General features: G+C 68.4%; 13 protein-coding genes and 1 tRNA gene. 2 read left to right on the forward strand and 12 right to left on the reverse strand.

Annotated features, from left to right (window positions below):
- Positions 1–374: 374 nt before the first annotated feature.
- Complete coding sequence (locus SLW56_RS01185; RefSeq protein ID WP_320694239.1) at positions 375–4,718, reverse strand: DEAD/DEAH box helicase; 4,344 nt, start codon at positions 4,716–4,718, stop codon at positions 375–377.
- 544 nt (positions 4,719–5,262) lie between these two features.
- Here SLW56_RS01185 and SLW56_RS01190 point away from each other — a divergent pair.
- The gene (locus SLW56_RS01190; protein ID WP_152239657.1) at positions 5,263–5,583 is read left to right on the forward strand and encodes a DUF3175 domain-containing protein; all 321 of its coding nucleotides are present in this window, start codon (positions 5,263–5,265) and stop codon (positions 5,581–5,583) included.
- 114 nt (positions 5,584–5,697) lie between these two features.
- Positions 5,698–7,044: an EAL domain-containing protein gene (locus SLW56_RS01195; RefSeq protein WP_320694240.1), complete on the forward strand. Its 1,347-nt coding sequence runs from the start codon at positions 5,698–5,700 to the stop codon at positions 7,042–7,044.
- Between the two features lie 361 nt (positions 7,045–7,405).
- Here the strand turns inward: SLW56_RS01195 and pnp are convergent, their stop codons facing one another.
- The 11 genes from pnp to nuoL all read right to left on the reverse strand — a co-directional run bounded on the left by pnp (position 7,406) and on the right by nuoL (position 22,398).
- Positions 7,406–9,514, reverse strand: a complete 2,109-nt coding sequence (pnp, locus tag SLW56_RS01200; RefSeq protein WP_267107444.1) for a polyribonucleotide nucleotidyltransferase — start codon at positions 9,512–9,514, stop codon at positions 7,406–7,408.
- A gap of 164 nt (positions 9,515–9,678) precedes the next feature.
- Positions 9,679–9,939: a 30S ribosomal protein S15 gene (gene rpsO / locus SLW56_RS01205; RefSeq protein WP_003467392.1), complete on the reverse strand. Its 261-nt coding sequence runs from the start codon at positions 9,937–9,939 to the stop codon at positions 9,679–9,681.
- Between the two features lie 203 nt (positions 9,940–10,142).
- Entirely contained in the window at positions 10,143–11,069 is a 927-nt protein-coding gene (gene truB, locus SLW56_RS01210) for a tRNA pseudouridine(55) synthase TruB (protein ID WP_320694241.1), read from the reverse strand.
- A gap of 201 nt (positions 11,070–11,270) precedes the next feature.
- The gene (gene rbfA / locus SLW56_RS01215) at positions 11,271–11,684 is read right to left on the reverse strand and encodes a 30S ribosome-binding factor RbfA (protein WP_267093802.1); all 414 of its coding nucleotides are present in this window, start codon (positions 11,682–11,684) and stop codon (positions 11,271–11,273) included.
- A 113-nt stretch (positions 11,685–11,797) separates the two neighbouring features.
- The gene (gene infB / locus SLW56_RS01220; protein WP_320694242.1) at positions 11,798–14,509 is read right to left on the reverse strand and encodes a translation initiation factor IF-2; all 2,712 of its coding nucleotides are present in this window, start codon (positions 14,507–14,509) and stop codon (positions 11,798–11,800) included.
- Positions 14,510–14,604: 95 nt separating this feature from the next.
- Positions 14,605–16,116 carry a transcription termination factor NusA gene (nusA, locus tag SLW56_RS01225; RefSeq protein WP_017908136.1) on the reverse strand — a complete coding sequence of 504 codons (1,512 nt, stop codon included), beginning with the start codon at positions 16,114–16,116 and terminating at the stop codon, positions 14,605–14,607.
- The gene (gene rimP, locus SLW56_RS01230) at positions 16,113–16,718 is read right to left on the reverse strand and encodes a ribosome maturation factor RimP (protein WP_152245715.1); all 606 of its coding nucleotides are present in this window, start codon (positions 16,716–16,718) and stop codon (positions 16,113–16,115) included. Before rimP ends, nusA begins: the two co-directional genes overlap by 4 nt.
- Positions 16,719–16,925: 207 nt before the next feature.
- Positions 16,926–17,002: transfer RNA gene (locus SLW56_RS01235), tRNA-Met, on the reverse strand.
- Between the two features lie 207 nt (positions 17,003–17,209).
- On the reverse strand, positions 17,210–18,685 hold the full coding sequence (gene nuoN, locus SLW56_RS01240; protein ID WP_026143462.1) for an NADH-quinone oxidoreductase subunit NuoN: 1,476 nt from the start codon (positions 18,683–18,685) through the stop codon (positions 17,210–17,212).
- 36 nt (positions 18,686–18,721) lie between these two features.
- Entirely contained in the window at positions 18,722–20,224 is a 1,503-nt protein-coding gene (locus SLW56_RS01245; protein ID WP_320694243.1) for an NADH-quinone oxidoreductase subunit M, read from the reverse strand.
- A gap of 20 nt (positions 20,225–20,244) precedes the next feature.
- Positions 20,245–22,398, reverse strand: coding sequence for an NADH-quinone oxidoreductase subunit L (gene nuoL, locus SLW56_RS01250; protein WP_320694244.1), 2,154 nt, complete (start codon positions 22,396–22,398; stop codon positions 20,245–20,247).
- Position 22,399 lies beyond the last annotated feature (1 nt).

Genomic DNA, 22,399 nt, shown 5'->3' on the forward strand with positions numbered 1-22,399 from the left:
CCTCGCGGAGTGGACACACTCGCTCTGAGGAGAGCGAGGACGCTGCGCCGCAACGTCTGTGCGTGAGGGCTATCGGCGCCATCGACAGCGCCTTTAAATCGCGTGAAAACTGCGGAATTCCGCATAGCGCAAGCGCTGCGGCGACGTTGCATGAATGCGCAACGGGCATTGCGGCGCAGCACTCGACGCGTGTGAAGAAAGCGCCTGGGCGTCTGCGGCGCGGATGCCGCAGTTGTTCTGCAATGGCAGATGACCCCGGTTTTGCACCGAAGGCGAAGTGGGATACCAACCCCTTTAATTTGTAGACAGAATGTGAAAGCGGCGCCGATATGCCCGCCCTCGCAATGCGCGAGCGCATGCATGGCGCCGCGTCTTCACACCATCGGCAGCGCCGCGACCGTACGTCGTTCCGCCGCGGTGGCTCCGCGCAACAAGCGCTGCGCGCGCACGCGTTCCTCGGCATCGAGCTGCTGCAGCGCCTCGAAACGCTCGCCGACCCAGCTCGCCATCGGCACGCCGTCGCGGTACAGCACGCGCGCGCCCGCCACGCGTGGCAGCCGCGTGCCCGGGAGCACGCTGCCGAGCAGATTGGCCGGATCGGCGGCGGCCACGCACACCCAGGTGCCGTCGCCAGGCTGGCGGCGCAGTTGCCGCAGCAGACCGATCGCCTCCGGCAGGGCGAACTGTTCGCCGGACAGGCCATCGATGAAGCGCCCGCCGCGGATCTCGCCACGCGCCTCCAGGCGCTGGTAGACCCGCAACAGCTCGCGCCACGGCGGCAGCCATGCCGCCTCGCGCTCGAGCAGGCGCCAGCAGACCACGCCGTAGCGGCGCAGCAGCGTCAGCGCGACGTGCTCGACCGCCTCGCTGCGCGCGGCCGGGTCGTCGGCCTCGGCGCCGGCCCGCAACAGCGCCCAGCGCCCGGCATCCTGGATGCCGCCGTACAGCGCCATGCGCGGCCGCCGCCGCGACAGCGCCGACGGGCGCTTCGATGTCGGCACCAGCAAGGCGCGCAGGCCGGCGTAGCTGTCGCAATGGACCCGGCCGGCGGCGACCAGCTCGGTCAGCGCCGCCTCCAATTCGGTGGAGAGCAGGCGGGTGGCCGCGGCGATCTCGTCGAAGAACGAGGCGCCATGCGCCGCGAGATGGTCGGCGACCTTGCGCGCGCGCGAGCCGAGCGCATCGGCCTCCGGCACTGGCGACAGCCGCGACCATTGCCCGGCGCTGCGCCGCGGCAGCAACAGGATCGGCGTGCTGCGCAGCGTCGGCGCGGCGCCGCCGGCGCCGGGGCGCAACCGCGTCCACAGCGTGCGGCCGGCACTGCAGGCCTCGTCCAGCCAGGCCGGGCGGTAGTCGCGCACCCGCGCCGGCAACAGTTCCGCCTCCCACAGCGGCGCCGCGGCCTCCACGCCCTCCAGTTGCGCCAGCACCGCGGCCAGCGCTTCGGCGCCCTCCACCTGCCCCTGTGCGTCCAGATGCTGCCAACGGAACAGGAAGCGCGCGTAGTCGCGCGGCGCCACCGGCTCGATCTCGCGGCGCAGGCGGCCAAGGGTGTAGCGGTGGATGCGTGCCAGCAGGTGCCGCTCGCACCACTCCTCGGCATCGGCGTCGGCACTGAACCGACCACCGAGCACATAGCCGTCCTGCTGCAGCGCAAGCAGCCCGGCCTGCACCTCGCGCAGCGGCAGGTGCAGCGGCGCGGCCAGCGTGGCCGCAGTCACCGGCCCCAGGCCTGCCAGCCGCCAGCGCAGCAACTCGCGCAGCGCGCTGTCGCGGTCCCAGTCGGCCACCGCGTAGCCCTCGGGACTGGCGATGGCCGGCCGCGCGCTGGCCTGCGGGTACAGCGGCGCCACCGCCGCCTGCGCTTCGGCCGTCACCCACAACGCCGCCGCGGCGCCGTCGACGCCGTGCAGGCAGGTGGCGCGCGCGTCGGCAGCCAGTTCATCCAACCACTGCCGCCACTGCGGCTGCGCGGCGGCCTCGTCCACGCTCACCACCCCGAGCGTGAGCAGCGCCTCGTGCATCTCGTCGCGGCTGCGCGGCTGCGGCCAGGCCTCCTCGCGCACCGCAGCGATCGCCTGCGGGTCCAACTGGCCGAGATCGTCGGCGCTGTGCGGATCCTGGTAGCGGCGACTGTGCACCGCCTGGGTGCGCCGCTCTTCCAGCGGCGCGTCGTCGAGAAAGGCATAGGGCCGCGCGTCGAGCGCCTCGGCCGCCAGCGGCGAGGGCGCGGTCAGCTCGCGCGCCAGCACGCGCACCTCGCCGGCCTCGATGCCGCGCAGCAGCTGCAGCCAGCCGTCGCTGTCCATCGCCTCGTCCAGGCAGTCGCGCAGGGTCTGCGCCACCAGCGGGTGCTCGGGAATCTCGCGCTCGCCGACCAGGTTCTCCGCGCAGGCCACCTGGTCGGGAAACACCGTGGCCAGCAGATCCTCGGACTTCATCCGCTGCAGTTGCGGCGCGACCTTGCGCCCGCCCGTGAAGCGCGGCAGCGCCAGCGCATTGGTGGCGTTCCAGCGCCAGCGCACGCCGAACAGCGGCGCGTCCAGCAGCGCCTGTACCAGCACGTCCAGCGCAGACGCGGCGCGCAGATAGCGTGCCACCTCGTCCAGGGCGAAGCTGTGCCGGGTCGACAGCGACAGCACGATCGCGTCCTCGGTCGCGGCCGCCTGCAGCTCGAAATTGAAGGTGCGGCAGAAGCGCTTGCGCAGGGCCAGGCCCCAGGCGCGGTTGATGCGGCTGCCGTAGACGCTGTGGATCACCAGCTGGGTGCCGCCGGTGGCATCGAAGAAGCGTTCCAGCACGATGCACTGCTGGGTCGGCAAGGCGCCCAGCGCCGCATGCGCGCGGCCCAGGTAATCGACGATCTGCTGCGCGGCGGCGGCGTCCAGCGCCAGCGGGCCGCACAGCCACTGCAGCGCCTGCGCCGCGCCGCCCTGCTCCAGCGCCTGCGCGACTTCGGCCCGCAGCCGCGACACGCCCAGCGACAACGCGTCGCTGCGCCCGGGCGCCTCGCCGATCCAGAACGGGATGTTGGGCGGTGCGCCGCGCGCGTCCTCCACCCGCACCCGCCCCGCTTCCACGCGCAGGATGCGGTAGCTGGCGTTGCCGAGCTGGAACACGTCGCCACCCAGGCTCTCCACCGCGAAATCCTCGTTGACCGTGCCGATGGTCTGCGCCTGCGGCTCCAGCACCACGCTGTAGTCGCCGGTCTCGGGGATGGTGCCGCCGGAGGTGAGCGCCGCCATCCGCGCGCCGCGGCGCTGGCGCACGCGGCGATGCACCGCATCGCGATGCAGGTAACCGGTGCGCGGCCCCAGCCGCGTGCTGAAGCCTTCGCTGAGCATGCGCAGCACCGCGTCGAACTGCGCGCGCGGCAACGCCGCATACGGCCAGGCGCCACGCACCAGCGCGTACAGCGCGTCTTCCTCCCACTCCTGGCAGGCCACCTCGGCGACGAGCTGCTGGGCGAGCACGTCCAGCGGCGCATCGAGCATGCGCAGCGCATCCAGTTCGCCGCGGCGCACGCAATCCAGCAAGGCCGCGCACTCGACCAGGTCGTCGCGCGACTGCGGAAACAAGCGCGCCTTCGGCGTGCCGCCCACCGCGTGGCCGGAGCGGCCGGCGCGCTGCAGGAACGCGGCGATCGAACGCGGCGAGCCGAGCTGGCAGACCAGGTCGACGTCGCCGATGTCCAGGCCCAGTTCCAGCGAGGCGGTGGCCACCAGCACCTGCAGCTCGCCGGCCTTGAGCCGGCGCTCGGCGAGCAGCCGGGTCTCGCGCGCCAGGCTGCCGTGATGCGCCGCCACCGCCTGCGTGCCGAGCAGTTCGCCCAGGTGCCGCGCGGTGCGCTCGGCCATGCGCCGGGTGTTGACGAACACCAGGGTGGTGCGGTGCGCGCGCACCAACTCGGCCAGGCGCGTATACGCCTGCTGCCACTGGTCGGCGGACATGGTCACGCTGAGCGGCGTCGGCGGCACCTCCAGCGCCAGGTCGCGGGCACGCGCATAGCCGATGTCGACGATGGCGCAGTCGGCAACGCCGTCGTGCACCGCGGCGCTGCCGACCAGGAAACGCGCGACCGCCTCGATCGGCTTCTGCGTCGCCGACAGGCCGATGCGCAGCGGCGGCACCTCGCACAGCTGCTGCAGGCGCTGCAGCGACAGCGCCAGATGGCTGCCGCGCTTGTTCGCCGCCAGCGCGTGGATCTCGTCGACGATCACCGTGCGCACGTGGCGCAGCGTCTCGCGCCCGGACACCGAGCCGAGCAGCACGTACAGCGACTCCGGCGTGGTCACCAGCACATGCGGCGGGCGCCGCCGCGCCTGCGCGCGCTCGCGCTGTGGGGTGTCGCCGGTGCGTACCGCGGTGCGAATGGACACATCCGGCAAACCCAGCGCCGCCAGTTCGGCGCGAATGCCCTGCAGCGGCGCCTCGAGATTGAGCTGGATGTCGTTTGAAAGCGCTTTCAGTGGCGACACGTACAACACCTGAGTACGGTCCTGCAGGCCGCCTTCACGCAGGCCTTCGCGGACCAGCGCATCCAGCGCGGCCAAAAATGCCGTCAGGGTCTTGCCCGAGCCGGTCGGCGCGGCGACCAGCGTATGCCGTCCGGCCTGGATCGCCGGCCACGCCGCCGCCTGCGCCGGCGTGGGCGCCGCGAAACGCTGCTCGAACCAGCGTGCAACGGCGGGATGGAAGCGCGCCTGCGCCAACGACATGCGATCTCCTGGTGTCAGCGTCGCAACCAACCTGGGGCGCGCCGACGATGCCGCCTGTGCGGATTGTCCAGCTGGATGTCTTGCGCCATTTTCTCGGCAATGAAAATGGTGACGTTATCCAGGCAATCAAGCGCAACCTCGCGCGAGCCCTGTTTTTAGGGGTTTTTCCATTAAGCGTTCATCGAACGACATAATGTCTACCACTCGCTCCGCGTAGCGCGGTTATGTTGTCGACGGCGTCACGTATCCCGGCCTAGCGTTTGCGCATCACGCACAAGCTTCGCTTCTGGGAACGGAATGCGGCACGGCAACACCAGCGAACAACGGCATCGCCCATCACGCGCGCGGGACGCTCCACGACCCGCACACGCGATCGCGGCGGCGCGCGTTCGCGCCGCGTCCGCCTTCCTCTCCCTTCGACGTCGAACTGCCGTCGCCTCGCGGCGTGCGGCAGCGATGGCGGCGGCATCCGCCATCGGGTCCTGCACTGTGGGACTGCGCATGCGTTGTACCTCTCCACCGCCATCGCCAAGGAGCATCACCAATGGCACAGAGCAGCCCGTCACTCTCCAGCACCGACCTCAACCAGCGCCGCGGCAGCGACGCGCAACAGTCGCTCGGCATCGCGCCGAACGTGTTCGAAGGCAACGATCCGGCCGCGATCGCGCGCGCGCTCAAGCAGTCGGCCGACCTGCACGCCCGCCGCCGCACCGGTCCGTATCGCTCGGCCATGTCGATGCTGACCTTCTACATCAATCGCGCCGGCGACCAGTTGCCGGCGCAGCGCCGCCAGATCCTGGAGCAGGCCAAGGACGAGTTGCGCAGCCTGTACGGCAAGCCGCGCAAGGGTGGCGCTGGCGACTGAGCACGCGCACGCGCACGCGCGCAGCGTGATGGAGCGATCAGTTCCGCACGCTGCCTGGGCGAAGCGCGCGCCGCGCGATTGCCGTCCTCCGACGCACTGCCACATGATGCGGACATGGCCAAGGCATCCGACATTTCGGACCTCATCCAGCACGCCGCCGCCGCGACCCAGGACGACGCGGCGCTGCTGTCGCGCATCATCCTGGCGCAGGGCGAAATCGCCGCGGCCGGCGGCGATCCGCTGCAGGTGGTCGACGTGGTCACCCGCCGCGCGCAGGAGCTGACCCGCTCCAACGGCGCCGTGGTGGAGATGTGCGACGGCAAGGACATGCTGTACTGGTCGGCCAGCGGCGTCGCCGAGCGCCACCTCGGCCTGCGCCTGCCCAGCAACGGCAGCCTGTCGGGGCTGTGCATGCGGACCGGCGAGGTCTTGCGCTGCGACGATTCGGAAGTCGATCCGCGCGTGGACCGCGCGGCCTGCCGGCGCATCGGTTTGCGCTCGATGCTGGTGGTGCCGCTGCGCTACGGCGACCGCAGCATCGGCGTGCTCAAGGTCCTCGCGCCGCACCCCAACGCCTACAGCGCACAGGACGTGCGCACGCTGGAATTGCTGGCGACCCTGGTCGGCGCGACGCTGGCGCTGGCGATGGACCGCGCCGCACTGCAGACCGACATCGCGCGCCGCCAGGACATGGAGAAACACGCATTTCGCGAGAAGGCGGCGATCGCCACCCGCATCCGCGAAACCATCGCCGAGACGCGCCTGCAGATCGTGACCCAGCCAGTGCTGGCGCTGGCATCGCAACGCATCGTCGGGGTGGAGGCACTGTCGCGCTTTCCGGCCAATCCGGCGCTGCCGCCGCTGCGCTGGTTCGACGATGCCAGCCGGGTCGGGCTGGGCCTGGACCTGGAACTGGCCGCCGCGCGCCAGGCGCTGGAGCTGCTGGAGCAGTTGCCGGCGCCGCTGTATCTGGCGATCAACGTGTCCGCACCGACGCTGCTGCATCCGCAGTTGCAGGCGCTGCTGCACGGCCACGACCTGTCGCGGATCGTGCTGGAAATCACCGAGCAATTGCAGGCGCCGGATTACCCACGCCTTTCCGAGCACATCGGCCTGCTGCAGCGGCAGGGCCTGCGCATCGCCCTGGACGACGCCGGTACCGGCTTCGCCAGCCTGCGCCATCTGCTGCACCTGGCGCCGGACATCATCAAGCTGGACCTGACCCTGACCCGCGGCATCGACGCCGAACCGCGCCGGCAGCGGCTGGCGATGGCCATCCTCTCCTTCGCCGCGGAAACCAATGCCGACGTGGTCGTCGAAGGCATCGAGACCGAGAGCGAACTGGCGACACTGCAGGCGCTGGGCGCGCGCTACGGCCAGGGCTACCAGCTAGCCCACCCCGGACCGCTATCGGCGCATCTGGCGCGCTATCCGGCGATCGAAGACGACAGCAGCGGCTGAGAACGCCCACCGCAGGCGCGGCGCTGGTCCCCAGTTCGGGATCACCCCCCCAGCATTCCCAAGATCGCCATGCCGGCCTGGTCGCGGCTGAAGCCGCTCCTGCGAAAGCGTGCGCTACGGGCGCGCGCCCCACCCTCGCCGACCCTGGGCCGCTGTCAGCGCATCTGCAGATGCTCTCCAGCGATCGCTGGCAGCCTCGGCCAAGTCGCGGGCCAAATGCTCCGTCTTCCTGTGCAGGAGCGGCGCCAGCCGCGACAGGACGTCACCGTTGGCGCCCCGTCGCGCCTGCGCAAACGCCAGGCAAGAAAAAAGCGGGCCGAAGCCCGCTTTTTCCTGGAGAACGACGCTGGCAGCGTGCGGCTTATTCGGCCGACGCGCCCTCGCCTTCTTCCACGGCCTTCATCGACAGGCGGATGCGGCCCTGCTTGTCGACCTCCAGCACCTTGACCTTGACCACGTCGCCTTCCTTCAGCTTGTCGCCGACCTTCTCCACGCGCTCGCTGGAGATCTGCGAGACGTGCACCAGGCCGTCCTTGCCCGGCAGGATGGTCACGAACGCGCCGAAGTCCATGATCTTGGCGACCTTGCCTTCGTAGATGCGGCCCGGCTCGACGTCCGAGGTGATCTGCTCGATGCGCGACTTGGCCGCCTGCGCGGCGATCGCATTGACCGAGGCGATGACGATGGTGCCGTCGTCCTGGATGTCGATCTGGGTGCCGGTTTCCTTGGTGATCGCCTGGATGGTCGAACCGCCCTTGCCGATCACTTCGCGGATCTTGTCCGGGTGGATCTTGATCGTCAGCAGGCGCGGCGCGTAGTCGCTCAGCTCCGCACGCGGGGTGGTCAGCGCGCTGGCCATCTCGCCGAGGATGTGCAGGCGGCCGGCCTTGGCCTGCGCCAGGGCCTGCTTCATGATCTCTTCGGTGATGCCTTCGATCTTGATGTCCATCTGCAGCGCGGACACGCCGTCGGCGGTACCGGCGACCTTGAAGTCCATGTCGCCCAGGTGATCTTCATCGCCCAGGATGTCCGACAGCACCACGAAGTCGTTGCCTTCCTTCACCAGGCCCATGGCGATACCGGCCACCGGCGCCTTCACCGGCACGCCGGCGTCCATCAGCGCCAGCGACGAACCGCAGACCGAAGCCATCGACGAGGAACCGTTGGATTCGGTGATTTCCGAGACCACGCGGATGGTGTACGGGAACTCTTCCATGGTCGGCATCACCGCCAGCACGCCGCGCTTGGCGAGGCGGCCGTGGCCGATTTCGCGACGCTTGGGCGCGCCGAAGCGGCCGCACTCGCCCACCGAGTAGGGGGGGAAGTTGTAATGGAACAGGAAGTTTTCCTTGTACTCGCCGGAAACCGCGTCGATCACCTGGCCGTCGCGGGCGGTGCCCAGCGTGGTGACCACGATCGCCTGGGTCTCGCCGCGGGTGAACAGCGCCGAGCCGTGGGTACGCGGCAGCACGCCGGCCTGCACGCTGATCGGGCGCACGGTGTCCAGCGCACGGCCGTCGATGCGCACCTTGGTGCTCAGCACCGAACCGCGCATGGTCTGGTATTCCAGCTCGCCGAATTCCTTGGCCAGGTCGGCAGCGACCCAGTTCTCGGCGGTGGCGCGCGGCGCCAGCTGCGCCAGCACGTCCTTCTTGATCGCGGCGATGGCGTCGCGGCGCTGCAGCTTGTCGCGCACCTGGAACGCGGCGGCCAGCTGCTCGCCGACGGCTTCCTTCAGCGCGGCGATCATGGCCTCGTTCTTGGCCGGGGCGACCCAGTCGGACGGCTTGGTGCCGGCTTCGACGGTCAGCTCGTTGATCGCGTTGATGACCTTCTGCATCTCGCGGTGGCCGAAGGTGACCGCGCCCAGCATCACTTCTTCCGACAGCAGCGCGGCTTCGGACTCGACCATCAGCACCGCGTTGGCGGTACCGGCGACGACCAGCTCCAGCTGCGAATCCTTCAGATCCGACACGGTCGGGTTGAGGATGTACTCGCCGTTCTTGTAGCCGACCTTGGCGGCGCCGATCGGGCCCTTGAACGGGGTGCCGGCCAGCGACAGGGCGGCCGAGGCGCCGATCAGCGCGGCGATGTCGCCGTCGATGTCCGGGTTCATCGACATCACCGTGGCGATGATCTGCACTTCGTTCTTGTAATCCTCCGGGAACAGCGGACGGATCGGACGGTCGATCAGACGCGAAATCAGCGTCTCCTTCTCGGTCGCACGGCCCTCGCGCTTGAAGAAGCCGCCGGGGATGCGGCCGCCGGCGTAGAACTTCTCCTGATAGTCGACCGTCAGCGGGAAGAAGTCCTGACCTTCGCGCGCGCTCTTGGCAGCGACGGCGGTGACCAGCAGTACGGTGTCGTCCATCTTGACGATGACGGCACCGCCGGCCTGGCGGGCGATCTCGCCGGTTTCGAGGGTGACGGTGTGCTTGCCGTACTGGAAGGTTTTGGTGATTTTTGCCACGGGGTTTCCTTGGATGATGCTGTCTGCAAATGGACCGCTGACGGCCCATGCCGCTGGCGGGTGGCCGGGAGGATCCGGCCGGTGGCGCGGAGCGATCCCCGGGCCACGGTACTACCCAAAACAAAACCGCGGCGCATCGCTGCGCCGCGGTGGGGTTCGTTGACTCAGCGACGCAGGCCGAGCTTCTCGATCAGCGCCTTGTAGCGCTCGCCATCCTTCTTCTTCAGATAGTCGAGCAGGCTGCGGCGGCGGTTGACCATCTGCAGCAGGCCGCGGCGGCTGTGGTGATCCTTCTTGTGGGTCTTGAAGTGGCCGGTCAGCAGTTCGATGCGGGCGGTCAGCAGGGCGACCTGGACTTCCGGCGAACCGGTGTCGGCAGCGCCGCGCTTGTTTTCTTCGATGACTTTCTGGGTGTCGATGGACATGGGATTTTTCTCTGAGATGCGGGGCCGGCAGGAACGTGCAGAGGACGCACCGCCTGGCTCGCCGATTGCGAAGGATTGCGCCGGAGCGCAGCGTGCCGGAAAGGCCGCGAAATTGTACCGGCCTCGGCCCGGAGGAACAAGGTGTTAAGACCGCGTCATGACTGAACGACAGTCAGGTAACACCCGGCGCGACCGCTGTGCGGTCACGGATTGAACATGCGCTGCGGCGCCAGCAGCCCGCTCGCATCGACCTGGCCCAGGCCCAGCGGGACGCCGTCGGCGTCGAACACCGCCGCCACGCCGGGCGCCCAGGCCGGATCGCGCAGGCGCTGGCCCATGCGGAAGCGCTGCGCCGCAGCATGTTCCAGGCGCAGCGGCGGGAAATCGGCCAGGCCGGCGGCCAGCGGCAGCACCAGCGCCTCCAGGGCCGCCGGATCCTGCGCGGCCAGGTGTTGCAGGTGCTCCAGGGTGACCATCTGCGGTGTCCGGAACGGCTCCACCCACAGCCGCCGCAACGCGGCGATATGCGCGCCGCAACCCAGCGCCTCGCCCAGGTCGCGGGCCAGGCTGCGGATATAGGTGCCGGACCCGCAGGCCACATGCAGGCGCAGGCGGTCGCCGGCATGCGCGAGCACGTCAATCGCATGCACCTCGACCTCGCGCTCCGGCGCTTCGATCGCCTCGCCGCGGCGCGCCTTGACGTACAGCGGTTCGCCGCCCTGTTTGAGCGCGGAATAGATCGGCGCACGCTGGCGGATGCGCCCGCGCAGCGGCGCCAGCGCCGCCTCCAGGGTCGGTGCGTCCAGCGGCGGCACCGGTCGGGTGCGCAGCACCGCGCCCTCGGCATCGTCGCTGTCGGTGGTGACGCCGAGCACGACCTCCGCTTCGTAGGCCTTGGCCGAGCCGAGCAGCAGGCCGGCCAGCTTGGTCGCCTCGCCGAAGCACAGCGGCAGCAGGCCGGTGGCGAGCGGATCCAGGCTGCCGGTGTGACCGCCCTTCTCCGCACGGAACAGCCGCCGCGCCGCCTGCAGCGCCGCGTTGGAACTCATGCCGATCGGCTTGTCGAGCAGCACGATGCCGTCGAGGCGACGGAAGACGATACGAGGCAGGCGCGGGCCGAAGACGGGCATGGGGGGTTGGGCGGGGATTCGGGATTGGGGATTCGGGATTGGCGGATCCTACCCCGGCATGGCGCGGGCGAACGGCACGCATGGAACAGCGTGACGCCAGACGGATGAAAGAGCGCCGCGATCGCGACTGCGAAACGGACGCTCGCGTTGGGCGCCCGCACTCGAACACTGGACGCCGACGCCGCGGCGTCGGCAGCGGACTCAGTCCTTGCGCGGCGCCGTGTCGGCGTCGTCGGCGGCAGGGCCGCCGTCGTCCTGCTCCTGCTGCAGTTCCGGCATGTCGCGCAGCAGATTGTCGATGCGCTCGCCGCGATCGACCGAATCGTCGTAGTGGAAATGCAGTTCGGGCACGTGGCGCAGCTTCATCGCCCGCGCCAGCTCGCTGCGCAGTTGCGGCGCCAGCTCCTTAAGGCCCTTGACCGCCTCGGCCGAGCGTTCCTGCATCAACGCGGTGACGAACACCTTGGCATGGGCCAGATCGCGGGTGACCTCGACGTCGGACACGCTGACCGACGGCAGGCCGTGATCGCGCACGGCCGCATGCACGATCGTGCCGAGGTCGCGCCGGATCTGCGCGGACACGCGATCGGTACGGTGAAAGGATTTGGTGGGCATAGCGAAAATCTCTCTGTTCGGAATAAAGAAATCGGGAAGGGTCTGGGACGAGCGACGCACCTGCAGCGCCCCGCTCCTCCCATTCCCCAATCCCGATTCCCGAATCCCAGCTCTTACAGCGTACGCTGCACTTCGATGCGCTCGAAGCACTCGATCTGGTCGCCGGCCTTGACGTCGTTGTAGGCCTTCACGCCGATACCGCACTCGGTGCCGTTGCGCACTTCGTCGACGTTCTCCTTGAAGCGACGCAGCGATTCCAGCTCGCCCTCGAACACCACGGTGTTGTCGCGCAGCACGCGGATCGGCTTGTTGCGCTTGACCACGCCCTCCACGACCATGCAGCCGGCGACGGCGCCGAACTTGGAGCTGCGGAACACGTCGCGCACCTGGGCGATACCGATGATCTCTTCGCGGATCTCCACGCCCAGCAGGCCGGACGCCACCTGCTTCACCTGGTCGATCACGTCGTAGATGATCGAGAAGTACCGCAGGTCGATGCCGTTGGTCTCGATGATGCGCCGCGCCGAGGCGTCGGCACGCACGTTGAAGCCGATCACCGTGGCCTTGGAGGCCAGCGCCGAATTCGCGTCGGACTCGGTGATGCCGCCCACGCCGGAGTGGATCACGTTGATGCGGATCTGCTCATTGGACAGCGCGGTCAGCGATTGCTTCAGCGCTTCCACCGAACCCTGCACGTCAGCCTTGATCACCAGGTTCAGCGACAGCTGGCCTTCGCCCTTGCCGAGCTGCGACATGATGTCTTCCATGCGGCTGCCCGCCGAGGACACCAGGCGCGACTCGCGGCGCTTGGTCTCGCGCTGCTGCGCCACGTCCTTGGCCAGGCGCTCGTCGTCGACGACCACGAAGTCGTCGCCGGCATCCGGCACGCCGGACAGGCCCAGCACCTGCACCGGAATCGACGGGCCGGCCGATTCCGGCTGCTTGCCAGTCTCGTCGAACAGCGCACGCACGCGGCCGTACTGGATGCCGCACACCAGGTAGTCGCCCTTCTTCAGCGCGCCCTGCTGCACCAGCACCGTCGCCACCGGGCCGCGGCCCTTGTCCAGCGAGGACTCGATCACCACGCCGCTGGCGCGGCCTTCGGCCACCGCCCGCAGTTCCAGCACTTCGGCCTGCAGCGAGATCGCGTCCAGCAGCACGTCGATGCCCTGGCCGGTCTTGGCCGAGAGTTCGACGAACTGGGTGTCGCCACCGAATTCTTCGGCGACCACGTCCTGCGCCAGCAGCTCGTTCTTGACCCGCAGCGGATCGGCGCCGGACTTGTCGATCTTGTTGACCGCCACGATCAGCGGCACGCCGGCCGCCTTCGCATGCTTGACCGCCTCGACCGTCTGCGGCATCACGCCGTCGTCGGCCGCGACCACCAGCACCACGATGTCGGTGAGCTTGGCGCCGCGCGCGCGCATCGAGGTGAACGCGGCATGGCCCGGGGTGTCCAGGAAGCTGATGACGCCACGGTCGGTCTCGACGTGGTACGCGCCGATGTGCTGGGTGATGCCGCCGGCTTCGCCGGAGGCGACCTTGGTGCGGCGGATGTAATCCAGCAGCGAGGTCTTGCCGTGGTCGACGTGGCCCATGATGGTGACCACCGGCGGCCGCGGCAGCTTCTCGCCCTGCGCGTCCTCGGTGTGCGCCAGCAGCGCGTCCTCGGCGTCGGCACTGCCGGCGCGGGTCGGCTTGTGGCCGAGTTCCTCGGTGACCAGCGCGGCGGTGTCGTGGTCGATGGTCTGGGTGATGGTGGCCATCACGCCCATCTTGAACAGCGCCTTCACCACGTCACCGCCCTTCAGCGCGAGCTTCTGCGCCAGGTCGGCCACGGTGATGGTGTCGCCGATCGCCACTTCGCGCACCACCGGTGCGGTCGGACGCTCGAAGCCGTGCGCGCCGCCGCCGCTGCGCGACGGTTCGGCCTGGCGACGACCGCCGCTGTGGCTGCCGCCGCGCGGCTTGCCGCGCACGTTGGAACGGCGCGCGCGGTCGGCCGCGGACAGATGCAGCTGGCCGGCGAAACGGCTGGTGCTGTCGTCGTCCTCGACCCCGGCGACCATCACGTGCGAGCCGCGGGTCTTATGCTTGTTGTTGGCATTGTTGCGGTCGTCGCTGCGCGGCGCGGCCGGCTTGGCCGGATGCGCGGCACCGGCCGGACGCGGCGCCATCGGCGGACGCGGCGGACGCGGCGCGGCGGCGGCGGCGTTGCGGTCGGCGGCAGGCGCGGACGGCGCCGCAGCCGGCGGCGCCGACTCGGCGTCCAGCGCGGCCTGGGCCGCGCGCTGCTCGGCCTCGGCACGCTCGCGCGCTTCCTGCTCGGCCTTGCGCTTGCGCTCGATTTCCTCGGCGCGCGCGCGATCCTGCTCGGCGAGCTTCTGCTGTTCGGCCAGATTGCGCTGCTTGGATTCCTCCAGCTTGCGCAGGATCTCGGCGCGCTCGTCGTCCACCCGTCCGCCCGCGGACGGCGCCGCACGCTCGGCGGCCAGGTCCTCGGCCGACTTCACGTAGGTGCGCTTCTGCCGGACCTCGACGTTGACCGTGGTCTTGCTGCGCCCGGCGCTGACCGTCACTTCCTGCAGCTTGCGCCGGTTCAGGGTGATCTTCTTCGGCGCGGCCTGGGCCTCTTCCTCGACCGGCTTGTCGGTCTTGCCGTGGGTACGGCGCAGGAAGCCCAGCAGCTTCATCTTTTCGGTGCTGGTGACGACCTGGTCGGGACCGCTGAACTTCATCCCGGCGTCGGCCAGTTGAACCAGCAGTTTCTCGACCGGCGTGTTCACCAGTTCGGCCAGCTTGCGGATGGTGGTTTGCTGCGACATTCGGATCCTATGATCTGGTTGGCGCCCCCTCGCCGCGTGCGAAGGTAGCGCGGATTCTAAGCCCTGATCGGGTCAGGGCGGCATTCATCGCTGACTCATTCGCCGCGCTCCAGGCGGGCGATCTCCTCGGCGCGGGCGGCCAGGATCAGGGCCGCGGCGCGGTCCTTGTCCAGGTCCTCGATGCCGAACTCGAGGATTTCGTCGGCAGCCAGATCCGACAGGTCCTCGCTGGTACGTACGCCATGGCCGGCCAGCGCGTAGGCGGTGGCTTCGTCCATGCCCGGCAGCGACAGCAGGTCCGCCGCCGGCACACCGTCGTCGTCGCTCTCCTCGGCGGCCAGCGCCTCGTTGAGCAGCGCGTCGCGGGCACGCGCGCGCAGTTCCTCGACGATGTCCTCGTCGAAGCCTTCCACCGCCAGCAACTCGCCGACCGGCACGTAGGCGATTTCCTCGACCGAGTTGAAGCCCTCGGCGACCAGGATCGCGGCGATCTCCTCGTCCACTTCCAGCTTGTCCATGAACAGCTGGCGGGCCACGGCCTGCTCGGCCTCGGACTTGGCCGCGACCTGCTCGGCGGTCATCACGTTGAGCTGCCAGCCGGTCAGGCGGCTGGCCAGGCGCACGTTCTGGCCGCCCTTGCCGATCGCCTGGGCCAGGCGGTCTTCCGCCACCGCCAGGTCCATCGAGTGCTTTTCTTCATCGACGATGATCGACTGCACCTCGGCCGGCGCCATCGCGTTGATGACGAAGTTGGCCGGGTTGTCGTTCCACAGCACGATGTCCACGCGCTCGCCGTTGAGCTCGTTGGACACCGCCTGCACGCGCGACCCGCGCATGCCGATGCAGGCGCCGATCGGATCGGTGCGGGTGTCGTGCGCCAGCACCGCGATCTTGGCGCGATCGCCCGGATCGCGTGCGCAGGCCTTGATCTCGACCAGGCCCTGGCCCACTTCCGGCACTTCCAGCTTGAACAGCTCGATCATGAATTCCGGCGCGGCGCGGCTGATGAACAGCTGCGGGCCGCGCGGCTCCGAACGCACTTCGGCCAGGTAGCCGCGGACGCGGTCGCCGGCGCGCAGCACGTCGCGCGGGATGCCCTTGTCCTTGGGAATGAAGGCCTCGGCGTTGCCGCCCAGGTCCACGTAGATGTTGCCGCGCTCGGCGCGCTTGACCACACCGGTGACCAGTTCGCCGACGCGATCCTTCCACGCGTCCACCACCTGCTGGCGCTCGGCCTCGCGCACGCGCTGCACGATCACCTGCTTGGCGGCCTGCGCGGCGATGCGGCCGAAGTCCGGATTCTCGATCTGCTCTTCGATGTAGTCGCCGACGTCCACGCCCTCGGCCTCGTCGACCGCGTCCATCAGGCGGATCTGCCGGTCGGGCGATTCCATCACCACATCGTCGGCCACCACTTCCCAGCGCCGGAAGGTTTCGTAGGTGCCGTCCTTGTGGTCGATGGTGACGCGCGTCAGCACGTCCTGGTCGGGGTAGCGCTTCTTGGCCGCCGACGCCAATGCGGCCTCGATCGCGTCGAAGATCACTTCGCGCGGCACGCCCTTTTCGTTGGCCACCGCGTCGACTACCAGCAACAGTTCCTTGCTCATTCTTTCGCTCCGCGCGCAGCCTCGTCGGCCGCCGGTTCGTTGGATGGTTTCTTATTGGATTTTGCGTTCTTGCCGGCCGGCTTCGGGCCCTTGCCCGGCTTGGTCGGCGCCAGACCCAGCGCCGCCCAGTCGGGCATGATCCGCGCCTTGTCGATGTTGTCGAAGTCCACCGCCAGTTCGGCGCCGTCGACCTCGAAAGTGATGCGGCCGGTAGCGGCGTCGGCCTGCACGATGCGCCCCTGCAGGCGCCGACGGCCCTGCTGCGGCAACTTCAGCACCACCTTGGCCGATTCGCCCACATGGCGGGAAAACTGTTCGGCGCTGAACAACGGCCGGTCCACGCCCGGCGAGGACACTTCCAGCGTGTAGTTGCCGCTGATCGGGTCTTCCACGTCCAGTTGCGCCGACACCTCGCGGCTGACCCGCTCGCAATCGTCGATGTTGACGATGCGCTCGGGCTGCTCTGCCAGCGGCACGTCGATGTACAGGCGCAGCGTGGCGCCGCCGGGGGCCGGCAGGTATTCCGCGCCCAGCAGTTCCAGGCCCAACGCGTCCACGGTCGGGCCCAGCAGAGTCGCGATTTCGTTTGCCTTGTCGCTCACAGCCTGCCTTGCATCTGAAAAGGTTGAAAAGTCGATTGCGTGCATTTCCCGGACCCCGGAAACGACAAAGGGCCCTCTGGGCCCCTTGTCCGGTAAAACTCCGGTCACGCTGGATTCCGGTTGCGACGACGGGAACATGCGTCATCGCGAAGCCCAAACTTCCCTGCCGCAGACAACCGATGCACTGGTTGCCGCTGCAGACAAAGATGGTAGCGGGGGCAGGATTTGAACCTGCGACCTTCGGGTTATGAGCCCGACGAGCTGCCAGACTGCTCCACCCCGCAGCAGAAGCGGAATTATGAAGAATCAGTGCGTCGATTGCAAGCCCTGATTTTCATCTCGATGCGGTAGCGACGCTGCCGTTCGAAGGACGCCATGATAACCGCACACGATGGAAAACGAAACAACAATCGCATCGCCGAATGCAAAAACGCCAACGCCGCCTTGCGGCGGCGTTGGCGGAAAACAGCGGGAAAACCGCCCTTTCGCGATCAGGCCAGGTGCGCGAAGGCGCGCTGGCACCACGCCATCAGCGGGCTCCAGGCCAGGCCGAAGGCCAGCAGGCCCAGCGCGTTGACGCCCAGCGCCACGCCCAGCACGCGGTCGTCGTTGGCCGGCAGCGGCGTGCCGACCGGCTCGTCGAAATACATCACCTTGATCACGCGCAGGTAGTAGAACGCGCCGATCACCGCGCACAGCACCGACAGCACCGCCAGGCCGGTCCACCACAGGTTCTGGTCGGGCACCGCGACGACCGCGCCCAGCACCGCCAGCTTGGCCCAGAAGCCCAGGAACGGCGGCACGCCGGCCAGCGAGGCCATGATGCACAGCACCAGCAGCGCCATCCACGGGTTGCGCGCGTTCAGGCCCTTGAAGTCGTCGATGTTCTCGGCCTCGAAGCCCTTGCGCGACAACGCGATGATCGCGCCGAACGAGGCGGTGGACATCACCGCATAGCAGATCGCGTAGAACAGTGCCGCCGCATAGCCGCGCTCGCCGCCGCCGGCCACGCCCAGCAGCAGGAAGCCGATGTGCGAGACCGTGGAATACGCCAGCATGCGCTTGAGATTGCTCTGCGCCACCGCCATCAGGTTGCCGACCACCAGCGACAGCGCCGCCAGGCCGCCGATCACCCAGTGCCACTGCGCCGCCAGCGGGCCCACGCCCACTTCCAGCAGGCGGTAGGCCATGCCGAACGCGGCCAGCTTGGACGCCGAACTGATGAACAGCGCGATCGGCGCCGGGGCGCCCTGGTAGACGTCCGGCAGCCACATGTGGAACGGCGCGGCGCCGAGCTTGAAGGCGACGCCGGCGATCATGAACACGGTGCCGGTGAGCAGCAGCATGTGCTCGCGGCCGTTGCCGATCGCCTCGTGGATGCCGCTCAGGCTCAGCGTGCCGGTGGCGCCGTAGATCAGCGACATGCCGTACAGCAGTAGGCCGGAGGCCAGCGAACCGAGCACGATGTACTTCATCGCCGCTTCGGTGGCCATGCCGTTGTCGCGGTTGGAAGCGACCAGCGCGTAGGAGCACAGCGCCAGCAGTTCCAGGCCCAGGTAGACCATCAGCAGGCTGCCGGCCGAGACCAGGATCATCATGCCGACCGTGGCGAACAGCACCAGCACCGGGATCTCGCCCTGGTACAGCTTGCGCTCGCGCAGGTAGCTCCAGCCATAGATCAGGGTCAGCGCGCTGAGGCCCACGATCACCGTCTTCATCACGTCGGCGGCGGCATCGCGCACGAACATGCCGTTGAACACCTCGCCCTGCCCGCCCACGCCGGCCAGCAGCATCGCGAACACCGCGACCAGGATCGCCACCGAGACGATGTGGGTCCAGGCCTTGTTGCGCTCGCTGATGAACAGATCGAGCATCAGCAGGAAGAAGGCACCGGCGGTCAGCACCAGCTCGGGCAGCAGGGGCGGCAGGTCGACGGTGGTCAGAGGCAGCAGCGCAGGGGTGGTCATCATCAAATCTCTGGAATCAATACGCTCGACGGCCGCTTACAGCTTGCTGGTGGCGATCTGCGCCGCCAGCTTCGCGATCGAGGGCTCCATCAGGTCGGTCAACGGCTTCGGATACAGGCCCAGGGCCAGCACGCCGAGCGCGAACACGCCCAGCACCAGCGCCTCGCGGCCGTTGATGTCCTTCAGCTCGGCCACGTGCGCATTGGCGACCTCGCCGAAGAACACGCGCTTGTAAAGCCACAGGGTGTAGGCGGCGGTGATCACCAGGGTGGTCGCCGCGCCGAAGGCCAGCAGCGGGTGCGCCTGGAAGCTGGCCATGATGACCATGAACTCGCCGACGAAGCCGCTGGTGCCCGGCAGGCCCGCATTGGCCATGAAGAACAGCATCGCGAAGGTCGCGAACCACGGCATCACGTTGACCACGCCGCCGTAGTCGGCGATGCGGCGGGTGTGCATGCGGTCGTACAGCACGCCGACGCAGGAGAACATCGCGCCGGACACGAAACCGTGCGAGATCATCTGCACCATCGCGCCCTGCAGGCCCAACCGGGCCGCATCGGTACTGCCGAAGCCGACCAGGGCGAAGGCGACGAAGGTGCCGAGGGTGACGAAGCCCATGTGCGCGATCGACGAGTAGGCGATCAGCTTCTTCATGTCGTCCTGGACCAGGGCGACCAGGCCGACGTAGATCACCGCGATCAGCGACAGCGCGATCACCAGCCACGCCCACTCGTTGCTGGCATCGGGCAGGATCGGCAGGTTGAAGCGCAGGAAGCCGTAACCACCGATCTTCAACGCGATCGCCGCCAGGATCACCGAACCGGCGGTCGGTGCTTCCACGTGCGCGTCCGGCAGCCAGGTGTGCACCGGGAACATCGGCACCTTGACCGCGAAGGCGATCAGGAAGGCGAAGAACAGCCAGGTCTGTTCCTTCGAGGTCAGCGACAGCTGGTACAGGTCGGCGAGCTGGAAGCTGCCGCCCTTCAGGTACAGGTAGATCAACCCGACCAGCATCAACACCGAGCCGAGGAAGGTGTACAGGAAGAACTTGACCGCGGCGTAGATGCGGCGCGGGCCGCCCCAGATGCCGATGATCAGGAACATCGGGATCAGCATCGCCTCGAAGAACACGTAGAACAGCATCGCGTCGGTGGCGGAGAAGATGCCGACGGTGACGCCTTCCAGGATCAGGAACGCGGCCACATACTGGTTGACGCGCTTGTCGATCGAGGTCCACGCGCCGATCAGCGCCAGCACCGTGACCAGCGTGGTCAGCACGATCAGCGCCACCGCGATGCCGTCGGCGCCGAGGTTGTAGCCGATGTCGTATGCCGGGATCCAGGCATGGGTCTCGACGAACTGCAGCGCGTCGCTGGCGTAGTCGAAACCGGTGAGCAGCGGCAGGCTGAGCGCGAAGGTCAGCAACGCCACCAGCAGCGACGCCCAGCGCGCCGCACGCGCGTCACTCAGGGCGAGCACCAGGGCGCCGCCGATGATCGGCAGCCAGATCAGGATGGAGAGTAGAGGCCAGTTCGACACGTGTTCTTATTCCGTACAGGTCAACGCCAGAAATGCATCAGCACGCCCAGCAGGGCAATGAGACCGACGATCATCGCGAAGGCGTAGTGATAGAGGAAACCGGATTGCGTGCGACGCAGCAGATTGGCCGCCAGGTCGATCACGCGTGCGGTGCCGTTGACCATGACGCCGTCCACGACATGCGTATCCACCGCGCGCGACACCTTGCCCAGGCGCACGCCACCGCCGGCGAAACCGCCGATCCAGAGCTTGTCGAAACCGTACTTGTTCTCGAGGATCCACACCGGCACCGAGAAGGTCTTGCGCGCCTTCGCCGCCAATTCCGGCTTCCACAGGTACAGGATCCAGGCCAGGGCGAAGCCGGCCAGGGTCAGGAAGAACGGCGGCTGGGTCAGGCCGTGCAGGGCGAACGCGACCGGGCCGTGGAACTCCTCGGCCAGCGCGCCGACGGTGTCGCGCGCCGGATCGTAGAAGTCGACGATGCCGGTGAAGAAGCTGACCGCCTGGCCCTTGATCGCCGCCGCGGCATGGTGCCCCGCCCAGTCGGTGCCGAACAGCATCGGGCCGATGGTGAAGAAGCCGATCGCGATCGACGGAATCGCCAGCAGGATCAGCGGCACCGTCACCACCCACGGCGACTCGTGCGGTTCGTGCGCGCCGTGGTGGCCGTGGCCGTGATCGTGATCGTCGTGTGCGTGATCGTCGTGGGCATGCGCACCGTGGGCGTCGGCATGATGCGCATCGTGGTGCGCATGCGCATCGCGGAAGCGCTCCTGACCATGGAAGGTCAGGAACAGCAGGCGGAAGCTGTAGAAGCTGGTGATCAGCACGCCGCCGAGCACGGCCCAGTAGCCGTAGGTCGCGATCCAGCCATGCGAGGTGTGCGCGTGGTGCTGCGCCGCCTCGATGATGGTGTCCTTGGAGTAGAAGCCGGCGAAGAACGGGGTGCCGACCAGCGCCAGGGTACCGATGACGCTGGTCCAGTAGGTGATCGGCATGTACTTGCGCAGGCCGCCCATCTTGCGCATGTCCTGCTCGTGGTGCATGCCGATGATCACCGAGCCGGCCGCCAGGAACAGCAGCGCCTTGAAGAAGGCGTGGGTCATCAGGTGGAACACCGCGGCCGAGTACGCCGACACGCCCAACGCCACGGTCATGTAGCCCAGCTGCGACAGCGTCGAGTAGGCGACCACGCGCTTGATGTCGTTCTGCACGATGCCGATCAGGCCGGTGAAGAACGCGGTGGTGGCGCCGACGACCAGCACGAAGTTCAGCGCGGTCTGCGACAGTTCGAACAGCGGCGACATGCGCGCCACCATGAAGATGCCGGCGGTGACCATGGTCGCGGCGTGGATCAGTGCCGAGATCGGGGTCGGGCCTTCCATCGAGTCCGGCAGCCACACGTGCAGCGGCACCTGCGCCGACTTGCCCATGGCGCCGATGAACAGGCACACGCAGATGATGGTGGAGACGTTCCAGGCATGACCCTGGAACAGCTGCACCTGGGCCAGACCGCCGGCGGCATCGCTGCCCAGCACCGCGGTGGCGTTGGCGAACACGCTGGCGTAGTCCAGCGTGCCGAACCACAGCAGCACGCCGGCGATGCCGAGGATGAAACCGAAGTCGCCGACGCGGTTGACCAGGAACGCCTTCATGTTGGCGAACACCGCGGTCGGGCGCTTGAACCAGAAGCCGATCAGCAGGTACGACACCAGGCCCACCGCTTCCCAGCCGAAGAACAGCTGCAGGAAGTTGTTGCTCATCACCAGGCTCAGCATCGAGAAGGTGAACAGCGAGATGTAGCTGAAGAAGCGCTGGTAGCCCGGATCGTCGGCCATGTAGCCGATGGTGTAGATGTGCACCAGCAGCGACACGAAGGTCACCACCACCATCATCATCGCGGTCAGGCGGTCGACCATGAAGCCGACGTGGGCCGAATAGTGGCCGACCTCGAAGAAGGTGTAGAGGTTCTGGTTGAACGGCGAGGCGCCCTGCCCCACCAACTGGTACAGGGTCCAGCACGACAGTGCACAGCTGACCGCGACGCCGAGGATGGTGGCGAACTGCGCGCCCTTGCGGCCGACCTGACGGCCGAACAGGCCGGCGATGATGCTGCCGACCAGCGGGGCCAGCACCACCGCGATCAGCAGACTCTTAGAGAGCGTAATTTCCATC

Source organism: Xanthomonas sp. LF07-6 (assembly GCF_034105445.1).
GTDB lineage: Bacteria > Pseudomonadota > Gammaproteobacteria > Xanthomonadales > Xanthomonadaceae > Xanthomonas_A > Xanthomonas_A sontii.

Bases quoted from the DNA above. Each gene is read 5' to 3' on its own strand.
- SLW56_RS01185 (WP_320694239.1), bottom strand. From the start codon at position 4,718: ATGTCGTTGGCGCAGGCGCGCTTCCATCCCGCCGTTGCACGCTGGTTC.
- SLW56_RS01190 (WP_152239657.1), top strand. From the start codon at position 5,263: ATGGCACAGAGCAGCCCGTCACTCTCCAGCACCGACCTCAACCAGCGC.
- SLW56_RS01195 (WP_320694240.1), top strand. From the start codon at position 5,698: ATGGCCAAGGCATCCGACATTTCGGACCTCATCCAGCACGCCGCCGCC.
- rpsO (WP_003467392.1), bottom strand. From the start codon at position 9,939: ATGTCCATCGACACCCAGAAAGTCATCGAAGAAAACAAGCGCGGCGCT.
- truB (WP_320694241.1), bottom strand. From the start codon at position 11,069: ATGCCCGTCTTCGGCCCGCGCCTGCCTCGTATCGTCTTCCGTCGCCTC.
- rbfA (WP_267093802.1), bottom strand. From the start codon at position 11,684: ATGCCCACCAAATCCTTTCACCGTACCGATCGCGTGTCCGCGCAGATC.
- infB (WP_320694242.1), bottom strand. From the start codon at position 14,509: ATGTCGCAGCAAACCACCATCCGCAAGCTGGCCGAACTGGTGAACACG.
- nusA (WP_017908136.1), bottom strand. From the start codon at position 16,116: ATGAGCAAGGAACTGTTGCTGGTAGTCGACGCGGTGGCCAACGAAAAG.
- nuoN (WP_026143462.1), bottom strand. From the start codon at position 18,685: ATGACCACCCCTGCGCTGCTGCCTCTGACCACCGTCGACCTGCCGCCC.
- nuoL (WP_320694244.1), bottom strand. From the start codon at position 22,398: ATGGAAATTACGCTCTCTAAGAGTCTGCTGATCGCGGTGGTGCTGGCC.